Annotated in this window: 14 protein-coding genes; 5 read left to right on the top strand and 9 right to left on the bottom strand. The window is 58.7% G+C overall.

What is annotated here, in order from left to right:
* Positions 1–26 precede the first annotated feature (26 nt).
* The 3 genes from ASG75_RS10880 to ASG75_RS10890 form a co-directional block, all read right to left on the bottom strand.
* Positions 27–938 (bottom strand): AraC family transcriptional regulator, encoded by a 912-nt coding sequence (locus tag ASG75_RS10880; RefSeq protein ID WP_056388786.1) that lies wholly within the window; start codon positions 936–938, stop codon positions 27–29.
* A 188-nt stretch (positions 939–1,126) separates the two neighbouring features.
* Complete coding sequence (locus ASG75_RS10885; RefSeq protein ID WP_235580190.1) at positions 1,127–1,504, bottom strand: DUF2384 domain-containing protein; 378 nt, start codon at positions 1,502–1,504, stop codon at positions 1,127–1,129.
* Positions 1,501–1,821, bottom strand: coding sequence for a hypothetical protein (locus ASG75_RS10890; protein ID WP_235580191.1), 321 nt, complete (start codon positions 1,819–1,821; stop codon positions 1,501–1,503). Before ASG75_RS10890 ends, ASG75_RS10885 begins: the two co-directional genes overlap by 4 nt.
* Positions 1,822–2,044: 223 nt before the next feature.
* Between ASG75_RS10890 and ASG75_RS10895 the strand changes: the two genes are divergently transcribed.
* Positions 2,045–2,482 (top strand): carboxymuconolactone decarboxylase family protein, encoded by a 438-nt coding sequence (locus tag ASG75_RS10895; RefSeq protein ID WP_056388790.1) that lies wholly within the window; start codon positions 2,045–2,047, stop codon positions 2,480–2,482.
* Positions 2,483–2,843: 361 nt separating this feature from the next.
* On the opposite strand, the gene ASG75_RS10900 is transcribed toward ASG75_RS10895, so the two are convergent.
* Complete coding sequence (locus ASG75_RS10900) at positions 2,844–4,625, bottom strand: hypothetical protein (RefSeq protein ID WP_056388794.1); 1,782 nt, start codon at positions 4,623–4,625, stop codon at positions 2,844–2,846.
* Between the two features lie 689 nt (positions 4,626–5,314).
* Here ASG75_RS10900 and ASG75_RS15980 point away from each other — a divergent pair.
* Genes ASG75_RS15980 through ASG75_RS10920 form a run of 4 tightly spaced genes read left to right on the top strand, consistent with a single transcriptional unit; the run spans position 5,315 to position 11,194 of the window.
* Positions 5,315–6,220 (top strand): radical SAM protein, encoded by a 906-nt coding sequence (locus ASG75_RS15980; RefSeq protein ID WP_082547564.1) that lies wholly within the window; start codon positions 5,315–5,317, stop codon positions 6,218–6,220.
* Between the two features lie 32 nt (positions 6,221–6,252).
* Positions 6,253–6,624, top strand: a complete 372-nt coding sequence (locus ASG75_RS10910; RefSeq protein ID WP_200935668.1) for a DUF6375 family protein — start codon at positions 6,253–6,255, stop codon at positions 6,622–6,624.
* Positions 6,625–6,635: 11 nt separating this feature from the next.
* Positions 6,636–10,664: a hypothetical protein gene (locus tag ASG75_RS10915; RefSeq protein WP_056388800.1), complete on the top strand. Its 4,029-nt coding sequence runs from the start codon at positions 6,636–6,638 to the stop codon at positions 10,662–10,664.
* Entirely contained in the window at positions 10,661–11,194 is a 534-nt protein-coding gene (locus ASG75_RS10920) for a GNAT family N-acetyltransferase (RefSeq protein WP_157616936.1), read from the top strand. Before ASG75_RS10915 ends, ASG75_RS10920 begins: the two co-directional genes overlap by 4 nt.
* Positions 11,195–11,280: 86 nt before the next feature.
* Here the strand turns inward: ASG75_RS10920 and ASG75_RS10925 are convergent, their stop codons facing one another.
* From ASG75_RS10925 to ASG75_RS10945, 5 genes are all read right to left on the bottom strand, one after another.
* Complete coding sequence (locus ASG75_RS10925; protein WP_056389344.1) at positions 11,281–12,441, bottom strand: IS30 family transposase; 1,161 nt, start codon at positions 12,439–12,441, stop codon at positions 11,281–11,283.
* A 126-nt stretch (positions 12,442–12,567) separates the two neighbouring features.
* Positions 12,568–13,050 carry a MarR family transcriptional regulator gene (locus tag ASG75_RS10930; RefSeq protein ID WP_056388804.1) on the bottom strand — a complete coding sequence of 161 codons (483 nt, stop codon included), beginning with the start codon at positions 13,048–13,050 and terminating at the stop codon, positions 12,568–12,570.
* Complete coding sequence (locus ASG75_RS10935; RefSeq protein ID WP_056389348.1) at positions 13,047–14,576, bottom strand: MFS transporter; 1,530 nt, start codon at positions 14,574–14,576, stop codon at positions 13,047–13,049. The genes ASG75_RS10930 and ASG75_RS10935 overlap by 4 nt, the downstream gene beginning before the upstream one ends.
* Before the next feature lie 27 nt (positions 14,577–14,603).
* Positions 14,604–15,788, bottom strand: a complete 1,185-nt coding sequence (locus tag ASG75_RS10940; protein WP_056388806.1) for an HlyD family efflux transporter periplasmic adaptor subunit — start codon at positions 15,786–15,788, stop codon at positions 14,604–14,606.
* The gene (locus ASG75_RS10945; protein ID WP_235580192.1) at positions 15,785–17,293 is read right to left on the bottom strand and encodes an efflux transporter outer membrane subunit; all 1,509 of its coding nucleotides are present in this window, start codon (positions 17,291–17,293) and stop codon (positions 15,785–15,787) included. The genes ASG75_RS10940 and ASG75_RS10945 overlap by 4 nt, the downstream gene beginning before the upstream one ends.
* Positions 17,294–17,307: the final 14 nt, after the last annotated feature.

Raw genomic sequence — 17,307 nt, forward strand, 5'->3', positions numbered from 1 at the left:
GGATATACCGGATGACGGGCATCCCATCAAGGACAGATCGCACTGCGCCACGCGCCCGGGCTTACGCCCATCTTGCGGGCAAAAATCCGCGTAAAATGGCTCTGATCGGCGAAGCCCGCCGACAACGCCACGTCGGCGAGCTGGATCTCTCGATCGCGCATGAGTTCGATAGCGTGGTCCACCCGGCGCAGCAACAGCCACTGGTGTGGCGGCACGCCCAGGCTCTTCTTGAACGCCCTCACGAAGGCGCTGGAGGAGAGCCGGCACGCACAAGCCAACTCTGCCAGTGCGATGCCTTCCACCACGTGCTCGCGAATCAGCTCGGTTGCCTTGCGTTGCTGCCACGGCGCAAGCCCGCCGCGAGCGAAACAGGCTGCAGTACGCGCGCAACCGTAAGTAGAAACAAGGTGACAGCGCAGTGCCAGCAGCACGTGATCGGTAAACAACTGGTTGGCGCGCTGTTCCCCATGCAGCACGGGCAACAGTCCTTGGCCAAGGCTGCTGATCACCGGGTCGTCGACGAAATTCCCTGGCTCATGCGCCAGTTCGTCTGCTGACGGCTGGCCCAATTCGTCGGCCAGTTCAGCCAGTGCCTGGCGCGGCACGTAGAAATTCAACGAATGAAACGGCTCGTCGAAATAGCTGATCGGATCGCGTTTGAGGTCGTAGATGCAGCTGTCGCCCTTGTTGACCGAACACACGCGTACCGGCGTTCCGTCCAGCCACAGTTCGTGACGACGCAGCCCGCGGAGTTGCAGGCCGATCAGATAGGCCTCATCGTTGCCGAGTGGCGCGGTCAGGCCGCATCCCGACTCGTCGAAGCGGATTTCGGTCGCCGCCAAGGGGGACCCGCCGGGCGTGCAGGCGAGAAGTGTGGGTGGGTCGCCCAGATGGAACGAGCGCCCGAGCCGCTCGCCGAAAGCGCCTTGCTGCTGCATGTCTGCCGCCTCCAGATCCCTGACCTGTAACTCGCTGTGTGGCGAGCGTCGGCAATGATCGTAGGCACGTCGCAAGTGGTTCGATGCCCTCCTTCGGGTAATTTTTCGAGGGCTGCTTGGATGTCACCAACAGATGGCGTTTGGACATCCATTTTCCGACACGGCCATCGCGCTCATACGTCAGTAGCTCATACGCAGCTGGTGGTGCGACCCGATTTGTCACCGACCGAATACCCGGGAATTTCGTCCCATACGCTGTCCTCGTCGCCGTCGGCCAGCACCTCATACGCGCTGCGATCGCCGAATGCACGCTGATGCGTGCACATCCAGTGAGCCGCGCGCTGGCGGTTTCCGATGCACTCCAGCAGAGTCTGCGCCAGCGTTGCATGGCGGAACTCCAACGCATCGAAGGCATTCAGTATGAGCTGTTCGCGCATCGAAGTGACACGCGTGATCTCCCGGGCAATATCGATGAACTTCACTGGCGGTTTGCGCATGAGGATTCCTTGATGGAAGAAATTTAAGGATGGCGTCTGACGGCGTATCTGCAATTTGCGAATGCTCACTCGCACCGATCGTTCCGGATCGATCGCAGGAAAGCGATGACCGCTTCCGCCCGCCCCAGCGCAACGAGTTCGGCCGCGGTAAGGTGACCGAGTTCGGCGATCCGGGTTGCGCGGTACCAATGCATGACCTCCGCCGGATCGGGTTCGATTTCCACTGCCTCGCGAAGCACTGCCAGCGCCACGGGGATCAGGCTGAACAACGTGCTGTAGGTGTCCGCGCCGACTGGCGCGATCAGTCGATCGGACGGATCGGCGAGGTAAGCCGCCGCAAGCATGGAACGCAGGGACGGCCTGGCGATGGGCTTGATGGAATGCATCGCAGTCATCGTGACGATCTCTGGCCAGTGACGGCAAAACGATAGCGATGGCCGCCGTGCGCGGATTGTTCGTTCTTGCGCAGCATTGATCCTTACGCCCGTTTTCCCGCGGCGATATCGCGCGATCGCGCGAAACGGACAAGGATTGCCGAAAACGTTCAAGCCGCGCGACATAAACCCCTGTTACCGTCTGCAGCCATCCCAAACCACTAGTGGAGCAGCCATGAACCAGCGTCTCGATTTTTACAAGTCCAGCCCCGAAGCGATCAAGGCAATGGTCGGCCTGGAGCAGCGCATCGGCAAAAGCTCACTGGAAAAACCGCTGATCGAACTGGTGCGCCTGCGTGCCTCGCAGATCAACGGCTGTGCTTACTGCATGGACATGCATTCTGCTGACGCACGCAAGGCCGGCGAAGATGAGCGGCGGCTGGCCACTCTGAGTGCCTGGCGCGAGACGCCGTTCTTCAGCACGCGCGAACGCGCCGCACTGGCGTGGACCGAAGCGGTCACCCTTGTGAGCACCACGCACGTTCCCGACGAGGTGTGGGAATTGGTGCAGCCCGAATTCACGCCGGAAGAGATGACCGATCTGACCTTGCTGGTGGTCGCGATCAATGGTTGGAACCGCTTCTCCATCGCGTTCCGCAAGATGCCGGCCTGAACCGCTCTGCGCCACGTCATCGACGTCTGGCGTCAAACGAATCGACTCCCATGCATGCCGCGGGCTCATGCCGCTGACATGCATGAACCGGATCGAATACGTCAGACGACCGATCGATGATGATCAGCCCGCCGGCCAGTACGATCAGCTGCAGATCCACGCCGACCGGCGAAAACCGACCCTAAGCAGCCACACGCTGTACCGTGTTTGGCCACCTGAAAGTGGACCTCCCGGTCAGCAGTGATTCGACGCAGGCAATGTCGATACCTGAGCGGACGTCTCCTTCGCCGCGATTGGACTGCCCCCGGTCGAGTAGACAAGCCTGCCCTAGATGAATGGATATGACCGCTTTACGCGTGACCTATTCATCAGTCTGTTCGGTGTCCGTGCGGAGAAAGTGTGCCAACTCGTCGAGCGAGCTCGCCCAACGCAGGTTACCGGTAGTACTAGACAGCGCCTCCGCCGACTTCGTGTAGACCGCGAAAGGCGTACACACCACGCCGATGATTCGATCGAAGCCGGACAAGTTGTAGTTATCGCCGACACGAGTGGCATCCAGCGTCTTGACGATGCCCTTCCAGTGAGCAACCGCGTTTACGACAGTGGTCTCTGTGTTTCGGATCGCGTTGTAGACGCCGCGGTCGTAGTCCATTGTGTACGGGATGCTCTTGCATGACACGATCAGCAGGTCTCTGCCTCGTGTACCGATGGCATCAATGTCTGTCAGCGCCTTCCCACCCAAGGTGAGAGGCTTTTGTCTCAGTGAGCGGATTTTCGGCGCGGCCGACGACGTGCTATCAATCAGCTCCTGCACGACATCCTCGAACCAAGTCGCGCGCTCATTGGCAACCTGCCCTTGCACCTTGGGGAATTGAAACGCAGCGATGAATCCCATCGACGCAGCCCACATGTCGATGCACACATAGTTGGGCGTTGTTCGCACAGGGTTGCCGTGAACGATCGGCCAGGCAGATCCAAGGTAGGCATGGCAGGCAGCCGAAAAGAGCTCGAAGGTGGCCGGTGCATTCAGCTGAGGCAATGCCGAGCGGATCCGGTCGCAGACGGAGGCGTATTCTTCGCCCGCTAAGCCATCCCATTCGTCAAGCGCAACGACGAAGTACCCCAGCTCCATGACCCTCAGAGCTGCGAAGCGACGAATCTCGAGTAGGCGTCCACCGAGCAAGAGCGTTATCAGGTGGAGTACAGCACCATCGTCGATGTTGATCGCCGCCATCGCGGGCTGTCGATACAGATCGAATAGAGCGTCGAGTTCAATCCCAGTTGGGCCGAAGCGGACGAGGGCCTTCATACCCTCTTCGACCAAGTCCGCCTGCGGATGCCCCTCCAGCAGTTTCTGCGGCGAGAAAAGCGTTTCCTCGGTGAGGCTCCAGATGGCCTCGCGAAGCGTCATGTACTCGGGCGGCTTATTCTTGGCGTCAGTCGTGTCGGCCAGTCCGGCGCGCGTCAAGGCATGGCCCAGGAAGGTGCTTCGCACGTTGTGGCGTTGGTCGTAAATGCGGGCGGCCAGCACAATCTCGTCGCTGTCGACAAGCCGAGGCAGCGAGGTTGCGACGGCGGGCGACTTGGCCTTGAAGGTCAACAAGGGAGCAGCCTTGGTGCCCCAGGAAGACGACTTGGGAGCGCTTTCGGCACCGAATGTGTACTCACCCCCCTTGCTGGCGAACCGAAAGTCGACCTGCAAGTTGTTCATGATGAAGACGAACGCCACAAATCGCGCGACATGTCTTAACGTACCGTCGTCTAGACGGAATTCGAATCCTGCCTGCCCCCACCTAGCCTCTTCGACCCGTTTGCTGCGTTGAGCGTAGATCTCCGCGAGTGCCCGGTTGTTGGCCACCGTCGAGTGAAGATCTCCCGAGAAGACGGAGTTCGGCGTCCTGCGGAGGTAGTACATCCACCGCATCGCTGAATACGCCTGGATGTGGTGTGCGAAAATCTGCTCCATCGCGCCGATGCAGTCGGCAAAGAACTGACCGCTCTCAAGCGCCGAAAGTCTCTTCTTGCTCTGAGCAGCCTTGAAGAAGTCAAACTTCTTCAGCTGCGCAATGAGTTCCAGCAAGTATTTGGAAACGTTCTGGCGGAACTTGTCGTCATCTGAAATGGTTTGAAGAAGCTTGGTCATGGGTTGTTTGATGCTAAGCGTGCGCCGCCGGGCACGTACATGGTGGCAGCGCCCTACAATATACCGACTGATAGGGCTTGAGACGCGGCTAGTAGCTCGCGAGTAGGTCGGCAATGTCGACGCCAAGTGCACTCGCAATCCTCTCCACAGCTTCCGGCTTGGGCGTACTTGGCCAACACTGGTGCGAAACTTCCACGCAGCCGCAAACCAGTCACTCGTAGAGGACCGGTTCTGGCCGGTCAGCGACCGTTGATTTAGGTTGCGCACTCGTTGGTGGAGATTGCCCGACCGTCGCTGACCGACCCTTAGCCGACGTTGGATACAACGCCAGCGAAACCATGCTTGCTAAAGTTGCAGGCGATCGGGTGGGCTGACCGTTCTCTGAAGCACCTGCTGGACAGGCGTACAGCCGCCGGCGGTGTGGGCAGGCGCACGCCAGCTGTGAAGAGGAAGGCGAACTGCCATGTCAGACTCTGGCTCGCGGTTGGAAACTTGCGATGGAGCGCATCCGGCAGATTCGCATAGCCTCGATCACACCCCAAGTCACGCTAGTGCGGCGCCGAACCCAGAGTGTCTGTATTCTCGTAGAAGCCTCTCTTCAATCGGGACGGCTAACTCTGGGCGTGGTGATGTTCCATCTGCGGGAGCGCCGCCCCAATTTGCATCGCCTTTCCTTGGAGTTGTGAGGCATGAAGACACGACTCGGTCCTGACGGACTACATATCTTTGACCGAAGAACAGGTCTGAACGTCTTGTTCAATGAAGTGCAAGTCGAAGAGTCGAAGTGGAGCTCAGCACCTCGCCAAGTCTCACTAGCGCTCACCAATCTTTGCGATCTTCACTGTGCTTACTGTTATGCCCCGAAGCACCGTGCGATGTTGAGCGCGGACGCGATCGCCGACTGGCTGATTGAGATTGACCAGGCTGGATCTCTAGGGGTTGGATTCGGCGGAGGAGAGCCGACTCTGCATGCGCAGTTCGCAGAAATCTGCAGTCATGCGGCGAAGAAGACTAAGTTGGCTGTGACTCTCACGACGCACGGCCACCGACTGCGCGCACCATTGCTGGACAAGCTCAATGGGAACGTGCATTTCATCCGAGTTAGCGTCGATGGCGTGAGAGAGACTTACGAAAATAATCGCGGCAGGCCCTACGCAAGCCTGCTTGCTCGACTTCGTGACGCCAGAGCACAAGCACAACTTGGCATCAACATAGTAATCAATGATCAGACCGTTGACGAACTCGACGAATTGTCGGAACTTGCTCATGAGATCGATGCGTCAGAAATTCTTCTACTTCCGCAACGTGCCACCTCCAGCGTAGGCGCGGCCAGTGACGCAGTAGGCCGAAAAATGTCGCATTGGGTTGCTGGATATAATGGACGCGTGCGCCTTGCCATAAGCGAGGAATCGTCGGGGGGCCTAATGACATGCGATCCGCTTCCGTTAGAGAAGGCGCTGAGGTCCTATGTGCACGTAACTGCATCAGGGGTCGTCAAGGTTAATTCTTATGCGACGGATGGAGTCAACATAGGAGCCGAAGGCCTGTTGGCAGCAATACATCAGCTAGGCGAGATGAGTCGAGGTGTACATTGAAAATTTGGAACGCATATGGATCAGAGCACTCAATGAACTTGGTGTTGATAGGCACGTTCAAACAGGAGCGCGACGCCGATAATGTCAACACGTTCATTGACAAAATTGTCGAGCAGGCGGCTAAGGACGAGGCCTACGATATTTCGAGGTCAGCGCCAGAGGATCAGCGATTCTCGGACGATATGCTTTCGTTGCTTCGTGCCAATAGGGCTTATTCGCTATCACCCACTGATCTCGAACAGTTTGCGTTGGACCATAGCATCGACAGAGACGGCAATCGAATAACAGTTCGGACTGAAGAAGCTGATCTATCGGCTTTCATCAAGGTGTTCGTCGAAGCAGGCGCGCGGGTAGAAATCTTCTCCGCACATGACTACCCGGAAGACAAATCCAAACAGGATTGAGGCGGAACCTGATGCCCGCAGTGAATTGGGAAGCATTCGCTCGCCTGCCAGGCGCTGCGGACGTCAACTTCGAGAAGCTCTGCCGCGCAGTCATGCGGCGACACTACGGGCAATTTGGAGATTTCCAAGAGCTCGCCAACCAAGCCGGAGTTGAGTTCCACCTCAAGTTGCACACGGCCTGCGATTTAGGTGACCCACCGCGCTGGTTCGGTTGGCAGTGCAAGTGGTACGGGATCAGCAATGGCCAAAACCTTGGAAAGACTAGGCGCGACAAGATTGTCGACGGATTGAACAAGTCCAAAAAGTATCTTCCCGGACTAACAGACTGGGTCTTATGGACGAAGCACACGCTGACGAAAGCTGACCAGGAGTGGTATTACGGGCTTGCATCAGCCTATCCAGGTGTAAAGCTCGCATTGAATACGTCGGACGACGTCGAGCTACTGTTGTCGGGTGTGGCCACCAATCTACGGGAATCATACTTCGGTGAGCTCGTAATCACTCCTCAAACGCTTGCCGACCAGTACAAGGTCGCGGCCGCGCCATTTCGACATCGATACCAGCCCGAAGTGCACCATGTTGTTCCAACTGAGGAAGCCCTACTGCGGTGTCAGCTTAGCCATACAGTGTGGAGTAGCCTTTCTCACCTAGTCGACCGGTTGAACGCTCAAGCAGGTGAGATCAATGCAGATTTCGGAAGTGTTCCGACGAAACTGCATCCGGGTCTGAGCGAATTGCTTACGCAGAGCGCAGCTGCGGCTAGTGTTTTGAAGGATGTTCACGATGCCATTCGTCTCGGCGACATTGCGGCTATAAAGCAGTTGTCCGCAGAAGGCATTGACAACCCCCAAAGGCATCGTCAGCTTGTTGCAAGACTGCGATCTGCACGATCCCCATGTGCTCTTGTTGGCGCGAACCTGCTTGCAGACATCTATGCAGCAGATTCGGAGCTTGCTGCGCTGCGAGACTTGGTTGAGATTCGCGCAGCGGCCGTCCTTGCGCCTGCAGGTGCCGGAAAGTCTGAGCTATCACTGAGATTGACTTGTCCTACTGCAGAGCTGTTCGGTGGTGTCGTCCTATTTGGAAAGGACTTGCACGCCGGGCAGGATCTTGATGATCTAGTACGTAGTTTCAAGATTGGAGGAAAGGCCGCTCCGAGCTTCGAGCAATTTGTTGAAGCGGTCGATGCTGCTGGAGAGAGGGTCGGAAAACGACTGCCGGTGGTGATTGACGGCCTGAACGAGGCCGAGGATCCGAGAGATTGGAAAGAGCCGCTGTTCAGGGCCGACGAGATCCTGAAGCGCTTTCCCCACGTCCTGCTCATAGTGACCCTTCGAGACCAGTTTTCTGGCGACTGCCTTCCCGAAGGCATGTCCTCCTTCGCAATGAATGGGTTTGAAGACAATCCAAGGGCGGCGATTGCCAAATATTTTGAGCACTACAAGATCGATGCCACTGACGAAGATCTACCCCTGGAATTCCTCCAGCATCCACTTACGCTTCGCATCTATTGCGAGGTCGCAAATCCAGATCGTAAGCACCTTGTCGGCGTAGAAGCGCTTCCTCGCTCAATGAGCGCGCTTTTCAGCGAGTACTTCCGGCGACTGGTTGTACGAATTGCAGATCGGTCGCCTTCCTCTAGGCGTCTCTATCAGGACGAAGTGCAGGATGCCCTTCGCAAGCTTGGCGAGCTGCTGTGGGAGCGAAAGACTCGTGGAATCGAGCAGCAATTTGCCCGCGAGACTATCAAAGACGCTGGTTCTTGGAACGAAAGTCTACTAAGGAGCTTGGAATCGGAGGGCGTGCTCGTACGATTGTCAAATGGCACCGGGCGATTTGGGGTTGCGTTCACTTACGACTTGATGGCTGGTCACGTAATCGCGGAGTATCTCCTCCACCGTGATGACATCGACGAATGGCTCTGTTCCCCAGCGAATATCTTGAAGTTGTCATCCGGTGGCCTGGATTCTCACCCGCTCGCCACGGACATCTTTGGTGCTATGGCCGGGCTGTTTCCGGTTCGTAAGCGCGGGCGTCAGCTATGGCAGGTGCTGCCTACAAGTCTTGTTTCTAGCGCGCTGCTTCTTTCTGCGAAAGGGGACCCGGCCCATATCAGCCGGGAGACTGTTGACCGGTTCCATGACGAAATGATCACTTCATCCGGGTTCGCTCATGCTGCGTACCCGTTGCTTCGAATGACGCGCGCGGCCAGTGCTCACCCATTTGATGCAGATTTCTTGGATGGGGTACTTCGCCGCATGACCAATTCGGCGCGCGATCTGTCGTGGTCCGAGTGGCTGCGTAAGAATGAGGAGATTTGCAGAAAGGATGTGATCGATCTCGATGTGAAGTGGGCGCGCGGCGGCGTAGATCGCAAGGAGTTGGCGCGGGCTCGTTGGGTCATGTGGATGTTGACAACAACCTCAAGGTACCTACGTGACCTTTCAACGAAAGCACTACATACGTTCGCCCTAGTGATGCCAGATGGCTTTTACGAGCTTGCGCTGGAGTCCAGCACAATTTCGGATCCTTACGTGCCGGAACGAATGTTCGCGGCGGCCTACGGAGCGGCATTGTCCACGTGGTCGGATGAGTCAAACGCGACTACCAGATCAATACTGCCGACAGTAGCCAGAAATATTTTCAGTTCGTACTTTTCTGATCACGCGGCGACGCCTACTCGGCATGCACTGCTGCGTCAGTACTGTTTGGGCATCATCACGTTAGCTAGGAGGATTGATTCCTCCTGCATTTCTCACGAAGAGGCAAATTATCTCAAGCCGCCATTCAGCCATCTGCCGTCTCCGTTTGACAAGCTGCCGCGTACAAGTGCGAAGAGAATTGATGCAGCAGATCAAGCGGCCATATCTATGGATTTTGGCAACTACACGCTCGGCAGGCTGGTAGCCAACCGATCCAACTATGACTTCGAAAACACAGAGTATGTAGGGGTTAGGAAAGCGATCGTGGTCAGAATGCTTCAGTTGGGCTACGACCCGGAGTTGTTTCGAGAAGTCGACAAGACTATGCGGTCCTCCTCACGCCATGACGAAGAAGGCACGAAAGTCGACAGGTACGGCAAGAAGTACGGATGGATTGCCTACTTCGAGATGTGGGGGGTGAGGAGCGACAAAAACCTCCTGTCCGAATGGCGTGGCGACGAACGAACCGTAGACGCAGATATTGATCCGACCTTTCTCGGCGCGGTCAAATCGTGGGACCCAGTGCTTCCCGAACTGTTCGTGGGGTCGCCGCAGGACATTGCCCAGTGGATTGTTGACGGCCCCGTGCCGGACTACGGCAGCTTGCTGCAACCAAGCGTCGTCGACGACGTGGTGGGGAACTGGGTGCTGCTTGAGGGGTTCTTGGAAGAAACCGCAAAAACAGACTATCGAAATGTTTTTACCTTTATGCGAGGCATGTTGGTTGAGCGGGATCAGGTCAGCAAACTCAGGAAGGTCTTCGATTCCATGGAGTATCCGGGCAACGATGCCATCGCGAAGGTTCGCGAGCAGTACTACAAGTACGCCGGAGAGATGCCATTCGAATCGGTGCCAGGCGTCCCACCGCCGGTGTCCGATTCAGAGCAAGAGGTGGTCTCTTCGGATCGATGGACCGGAATTGGTGTACCTGTCGAAGTGCCTGTACACGTCTACTCCTGGGAGAGTTATCACAGCAAGTTGAACCATGGGAGTGGCGCATTTTTCCCCTCACCAGCGATCTGCCAGGCAACGGGATTGGGTTTTCGACCGTATCATTGGGATCTCTACGAGCAAGAGGGAGTTGGTTCGCTCTATCGCCGACTCAAAGGTCGAGACGAGTCGGTGCGAGGGCACATCGCTTACGTGCGAGCGGATCTGCTTGACCAGTACTTGGAGGCGTCGAACAAGGCGTTGGTTTGGCTGATCTGGGGCGAGCGAGGGGAGCACTACCGTGGCCGATCAGGGATCGACCGTGATCTGCATCATGTGTACGACAAGCACAAACACATTCACAAGTATTCCGAGATCCGAATACCGAGGAAATCTCGGGCCAAGTGAATCTAAGCGGCCGTACCTTTGACATGCATGCCAGAAACGCAATTGTGATAGCCGAGAAACCGTCCGCGTTCGATTCGAAGGCGATCGATGAGTTCGTTGCGCTTGTGCTGGTTGGCGGCGAAGTGCTGGCTCAAGGACTCAGGGATCGCGTGCTTCAGGCGGAAAGCATCGCATTGCTCAAGAAGGACGACCAATTGTTGGGGGTCGCTGGCCTGAAGCGACCCACACGGAGTCATCGTGCGGAAGTCTTCGAGCGATCCCGCACAGTGCTTGATGCGAAGGAATTTCTACTTGAGCTCGGGTGGGTCTACGTCGTTCCTATCGCAAGGGGACAGGGGCATTCCTTGCCCCTGTGCAGTGCAGTAGTCGATGCCGCTACAGGGAGTGGCGTCTTCGCAACGTCTCGCGTCGAGAATCACGGTATGCACCGGACCTTAGCCCAGTTGGGCTTTGATCGCGTTGGCAGAGAATGGCCATTGCAGCAGAATCAAGGCAACTTGGCGCTATTTGTGCGTCCGGATGGCGCGTAACCGTGGGAAAGTCATTCGAGATCGTTAGTGGAGAAGCAGTTTTTCCTCAAGCTACATACACTGAGTGACCGCTTCTGGTGGCGGATTCAACCGGTCGACGCAACACATCGCCGATAACGTTCGGCGGGTGTTTCGTAGCTTAGTGTTTTCCTTGGGCGTTCATTCAACTGTCGAGCCACGGCATCGAGTTTGGCTTGCGACACGTTCGAGAGATCCATCCCTTTGGGAAAGTACTGCCGCAGCAGCCGGTTGGTATTTTCGTTCGAGCCACGTTGCCAGGGCTTGTGTGGATCACAGAAGTAGACTTGGACATCCGTGGCGAGTGTGAAGTCGCGGTGCTTGGCCATTTCGCTGCCGCGATCCCACGTCAACGACCGGTACAGTTCCTTAGGCAGGCGACGGGCGCTTTTGATTAGTGCATTGACCACCGTTTCGCTGTCCTTGTTGGCAACCTTCACTAGGATCACATAGCGTGTCTGCCGCTCAACCAGCGTGGCGATTTGGCTGTCCTTGTTGCCAAACACCAGATCACCTTCCCAGTGACCAGGCACCGCCCGGTCTCCCGCTTCAGCCGGTCGCTCGCTGATCGATATGGTGTCCTTGATGCGACCGTGGTTCCCTGTCTTCTGGGTGTGGTGGCGCGACCGGCGCATAGCCCGCGTACGCCGTAGATGGGCCAGCAGCTCCTTCTTCAAGGCGCCGCGCGACTGGATGTACAGCGTGCGATAGATCGTTTCGTGAGACACCTGACGGTTCGCATCTTCCGGGTAGATACGCTTGAGCCAGCCGGCGACTTGCTCGGGTGACCATTGTCGTCGGAGCTTTGCGGCCACTTGAGACGCCAAGCCCCGATGCAAAGCCAGCTTACAAGGCTTGGGTCGAAGCGCCCGCTCCCACGCGGCCCGATCGGCTTGCTCGGCCCGATAGTGTTGCCGGCCTTGGTTGCGCTGCAGCTCACGGCTGATGGTCGATGGCGCCCGATTCAGCCCAATGGCAATCGAACGCATCGACTTTCCAGCAGCCACACCACGCGATATCTCCTCTCGTTCGGCCGGTCGCAACGCCCGCAGTGAGCGACGCCGCGGTGGTGGACGAATGCCTCCTGACCGAGCCAGGACCCCGGCGATAGCGGAATGGTGTCGATCGAATAAGTCGGCAATCTGCTGCAGCGACTCACCGCGCTGCCAGCGATCCCACATCAACGACCTCTGTGTCTCCGAGTAATAAATTCGCTTCCGTTGGTGCATCTGCAACACTCCTGCTGCCAGGGCAGCTCTCAGTGTGTTGCATCCACCGGTTGAACCCACCGCCGATAACGGCCAGTGGTCCCGCGCTGATCAAGATGTCGACGCGCTGATCATGATCGATGGGTTCTATTGCTCAACCATGTCGGTGTGCGCAGCTGGCATTCGATCCGCGTTGATGGCCTGCGCCAGCGTCATTGCGATCCGATCCAGATCTGCCGCATCCGCGCCCAAATTTATCGTCTGTGTAAGCTGCTCGATATCAGGTGCAAGCCGCTCATGCATCGCCCGCCCTGCCGCGGTGAAGCTGATCGTGCTGCTGCGGCGATCGAAATGACTGCGCCGGTTGTCCAGCAAGCCACGCTGGCTCAGTTGATGGATGGCGCGCGACAGCGAACCAGCATCGCGCGAAGTGGCCCTGACGAAATGGGTCAACGTGCACCCTTCGCCACGCGCCAATTCCGACATGAGAAGCCATTGAACGACGCTGAGATCATCGCCAGCGAGTACCTGTCCGACCGAGCTCCACAATGCCTTGTGCAGCCGCTCGGCAGCGATGAGCGCATTGTGCATGACGATATCGTCGAAGCCCTTGGCGTCGCCCCCGCTCACCGGAAAACCTTCTGCACCAGCGTGACAAAGATGCCGAGCACACCGAACACACCGATCAACATGAAATGGTCGATGTTCGCCAGCATCGCCGATTGCTGCGCCAACATCTGCGCCACCCGGGCCACCGCGATCTGTGTCGCCTGGACCGGCCCGACGCTGGAGGCCAGCGCACCCTGCAAGTGCTGGATAGTGGAAATGTAGATGGGGTTGTCCGGTGTCACCTGCGCATTAAGCATGTTGTAGTGCACGGTGGTGCGCCATTGCTGGCCCAGGGTGGCGACTGAAATGCCCAGCGCGATGCCGGCCTGCGCCAGCATGTTCTTCACCTGTTGCGCATTCGAGAAAACTGTCTCGTCGTTCTCCATCTGGCGGAACGCCTGCATCGCAGTGATGGGCAGCACGGTCAACAGGAAGATGTTGTAACAGGCCAGCGCCGGCAAAATATGCAGCCACGGGTTGGCCGCCGGATCGAGTCGCGCCAGCAGCATGCCGAAACTGGCCAGAGCGAGAAACCCGGCGATCCAGAACTTTCGTGGTGCGGGGTGCTTCGGCAATACTTTCGACACTACGGCGAACGTCGCCACCGCCGCCAGCGCGCCCAATGCCTCGAAATGGCCCACCGTCTCCCACGAGTAACCCAGCGTCCGCTGCAGCATCACTGGTACCACGTAGTTGTTCGCACCCAACATCAGGTAGGCAAACAGGAATAGCGTGACGCCAGCGATGTAGCGCAAGTGCAGCATCTCGCGCAGATGCAGCAGTGGGCGGCTATGTCGACGCTGATGGTGCGCGTACATGAGCAGCGCCACCAACGCGGCAACCAGGACGCCTGCGACGAAGACCACGTCACCATAGAAGTCGTAGTAGAAACGCTGCAGCGCGTAGAGCAGCGCGAAACTGCCCCCCACCAGCAACACCTGCAGCCAGGGGTTCCAGTCGCTGCGCCCCTGCTCGCTGCCACGCAAATCGTTGCTCAGGCTGCTGCTGGCAAGTACGAAGGCCAGTACGTCCATGACCGCCAGCAGCCAGAAAATCGCCGACCAGGTGTCGTTGGATACGGCCTGCGCTGCCAGCCAAGGCCCAGCGGCTATGCACAGTGCCACGCCATAGGCCAGCGACTTGATGCCGACAAAGCGGCGCGGGCCAGCCAGCGCGTGATGGATGATCATGCGGGCCGAGGTGAACAGCGCGCCGCCGCCCACTGCCATCACCATGCGACCCAGCAGGAACGAAGTGAAGTCGTCGCTGGTGGCGCACAACACCGCGCCGAGCAGCGATACTGTCGTGGCACATTGGATGAACAGCCGCCCGCCGAGCCGGGTGACGAACCAGCGCTGCATCGAAATCATCAGGATCGCCACGCTGGCGTACATCGCAGCGATCAGGCTGAAGTCCTCCGGCGTGATGCTCACTTCGCCCATGATCGGGCCGGCACCAAACGCGACCATGCTTAGCTGCAGGAATTCGATCGACGTCAGCACGAAGATCGTGGCATACAGTAGAAAGCCGGGGGCGCGCGCATTCATGGCGATGGTCTCCCGCTGCATCGATGATTACTGATTAGCCGCAATGATCTTGTCGACCACGGCGTCGGCGCTGGCCAGTTCATTGGCGAACACATCGGTGCGGTAGCCGTGTTCCTGCGAGCCGGGCATGACCAGGCGGCTGCCGTCGCGCTGGCGCGTGGCCACGGTGACCTTCATTGACAGACCCAGCTGCAGCGGATGCTTAGCCACCTGTTGAGGGTCCAGCGCGATGCGGATCGGCACGCGTTGCACCACCTTGATCCAGTTGCCGGTGGCGTTCTGCGCCGGCAGCAGCGAGAACGCGCTGCCGGTACCCGCCTCCTGGCCCACCACCGTGCCCTTGTAGATCACATCGTCGCCATACACGTCGGCAACCAGATCGACCTTCTGGCCAATGCGGATATGCCGCAATTGGGACTCCTTGAAGTTGGCGTCGACCCACAGGTGATCCAGCGGTACCACCGACATCAAGGCAATGCCCGGGCTGATCTTTTGGCCCAGCTGCACATTGCGTTTTGTCACCATGCCGGTGACTGGTGCCGGCACATCGGTGCGATAGACAGCGACCCATGCATCGCGCACCTGCGAAGCTGCGGCCAGTACATCGGGATTGCCGGCAATCGTTGTGCGATCGACCAGCGCGCTGCTGCCGGCCAACTGCTGGGTGGCCACGCCAAGACCGGCGGTGGCGGCGCGCACCGCGTCTTCGGCATGTTTGACCTCTTCGCCAGATATCGCGCCACTGGCGACCAGTTCGCGCCGTCGCGCCAGGTCTGCCTTGGCCTTGGTCAGTTCGACTTCGCGCAACTGCAGGCCGGCGCGGGTCTGGCCGACGTTGGCGTACTGCGCGCGTACCTGCCGCACCGTGCGCGCCAGCTGCGCCTCGGCACGTGCCAGCACGAGGCGTGCGTCGGTGTCGTCGAGCTTGACCACGTTGCTACCCGCATTCACGTAGTCGGTGTTGTCTGCGGCGATCGCAGTCACCACACCGGCAACCTGAGCAGTCACGGCAACCACGTTGCCATCGACGTAGGCGTCCTCGGTGGTCTCGCGGTATTGCCCGGCGAATAGCCACCACAGTGCCACGCCGATGGCCACGATCACTGCCAAGGCCATACCCAGCAATTGGCCGAGGCGCGAACCTGGTGCCGGCTTGCCCATGGTCGCGGCTGATGCCGTGCTCGCTTGCGGCATGTTTGCATCGGTGGTCATGACTTGTTTCCTCGGGTTTGCCTATGGGCGACTGCGGTGGGTGCCGTCATGGAAGCCGGCTGGTAACCGCCGCCGAGCGCACGGATCAGGTTCAGTCGCAACTCGCGCTGACGCGATTGCGACGCGATCAGCAGCTGCTTCTGTTCCAACACCTGGTTCTCGGCCGACAACACTTGCAGGTAGTTCGCCAGCCCGCTGCGATAGCGCGCTTGCGCCAGTAGCCAGGCATGCTGGGCCAGGCGCAGTGCTTCATCCCGCTCGTCCATCTGTTGCTGCAGCCAATGCAGCGACACCAATTGATCGACAACATCATGGACCGCGGCAATCACTGTGGCGTTGTAACGTTCCACCGCGGCGTCGTACTCGGCCTGGTGCACGCCCAGATTGCCGCGCAAGCGACCACCGTCGAAGATAGGCAACGAGATGGCCGGGCCAACACCCAACACTCGGCTCCCTGCATCGAGGAAATTGTCGAAGCCGAGGCTCTGCAGACCGACCAGCGCATTGAGGCTGATGTCCGGATAGAACCGCGCCTTGGCCACCTTGATGTCCTGACTGGCCGCCTCGACGCGCCAGCGATCGGCCACCACATCCGGGCGATGGCCAATCAGCTCGGCGGGCAGGTCAGTTGGCAACTGCACCAAGCCGACTTTCGCCAGCCGTGGCCTCTGAATCATCAGGCCCGCATCCGGCCCCTTCCCTTCCAACGAGGCAATCTGGTTGTTGAGCAGCGCAATCGATTCGTGGATCGTGGCGATACGCCCGCGCGCCGCAGGCAGCGCCGCCTCGGCTTGGGTCAGTTCCAGTTGGGAATCGATTTGTGCGGCGACCCGTTTTTTTGTCAATTCCAGGGTTTGCGCACGCTCGTTCAACGTGTCCTGTGCAAGATCGAGCTGCGCATAGGCCAGGTCAAGCCGGAAGTAGGTACGCGCCAGCGTGGTGGTCAGCATCAATCGTGCTGCCTGCAGATCGACCTCCGCCGCAGTGGCACGGCCCAGTGCCGCATCGACGGCTGCCCGGTTCTTGCCCCAGAAATCCAGCTCGTAATTCACACCCAGCGAGGCATCGTTGATCGTTTGCCACGTGCCGGCAATCGGCGGAGGCACCGTGCCATCCTCGCTGAAGCGTTGCCGCGTGCTTTTCAAGTTGGCATTGACCTGTGGATACAGCGAGGCCCCGACGACACCAGCCAGCGCCTGCGCCTCGCGCACTCTCGCCTCGGCGATACGCAAGTTCGGCTGGCCGCTCAATGCATCGCCCATCAACTGGTTGAGCTGGCTGTCGCCGAACTCGCTCCACCAAGAATCATCCGGCCATGCAGCAGCGGAGAACGATGCAGAGGACAAGCTGTGCGATGCCTGCACCTGATCGGCATCAATGGCCACCGCATGTGTGTGCATGCCCTTCATGCTGGCGCAGGCACCCAGCCCCAGGACAGCCAGCACGACCGATAGTGACCGGAGCATGCGCATGCTGCTGAACTTGCGGTTGAAATGGATCGACATGTTGGTGGCCTCAA

It is taken from the genome of Rhodanobacter sp. Soil772, from assembly GCF_001428385.1.
Taxonomy (GTDB): Bacteria; Pseudomonadota; Gammaproteobacteria; order Xanthomonadales; family Rhodanobacteraceae; genus Rhodanobacter.

Coding starts and splice junctions, on each gene's coding strand:
- ASG75_RS10880 (WP_056388786.1), bottom strand. CDS start 938: ATGCAGCAGCAAGGCGCTTTCGGCGAGCGGCTCGGGCGCTCGTTCCAT.
- ASG75_RS10890 (WP_235580191.1), bottom strand. CDS start 1,821: ATGCATTCCATCAAGCCCATCGCCAGGCCGTCCCTGCGTTCCATGCTT.
- ASG75_RS10895 (WP_056388790.1), top strand. CDS start 2,045: ATGAACCAGCGTCTCGATTTTTACAAGTCCAGCCCCGAAGCGATCAAG.
- ASG75_RS10900 (WP_056388794.1), bottom strand. CDS start 4,625: ATGACCAAGCTTCTTCAAACCATTTCAGATGACGACAAGTTCCGCCAG.
- ASG75_RS15980 (WP_082547564.1), top strand. CDS start 5,315: ATGAAGACACGACTCGGTCCTGACGGACTACATATCTTTGACCGAAGA.
- ASG75_RS10910 (WP_200935668.1), top strand. CDS start 6,253: ATGAACTTGGTGTTGATAGGCACGTTCAAACAGGAGCGCGACGCCGAT.
- ASG75_RS10915 (WP_056388800.1), top strand. CDS start 6,636: ATGCCCGCAGTGAATTGGGAAGCATTCGCTCGCCTGCCAGGCGCTGCG.
- ASG75_RS10925 (WP_056389344.1), bottom strand. CDS start 12,441: ATGCACCAACGGAAGCGAATTTATTACTCGGAGACACAGAGGTCGTTG.
- ASG75_RS10935 (WP_056389348.1), bottom strand. CDS start 14,576: ATGAATGCGCGCGCCCCCGGCTTTCTACTGTATGCCACGATCTTCGTG.
- ASG75_RS10940 (WP_056388806.1), bottom strand. CDS start 15,788: ATGACCACCGATGCAAACATGCCGCAAGCGAGCACGGCATCAGCCGCG.
- ASG75_RS10945 (WP_235580192.1), bottom strand. CDS start 17,293: ATGTCGATCCATTTCAACCGCAAGTTCAGCAGCATGCGCATGCTCCGG.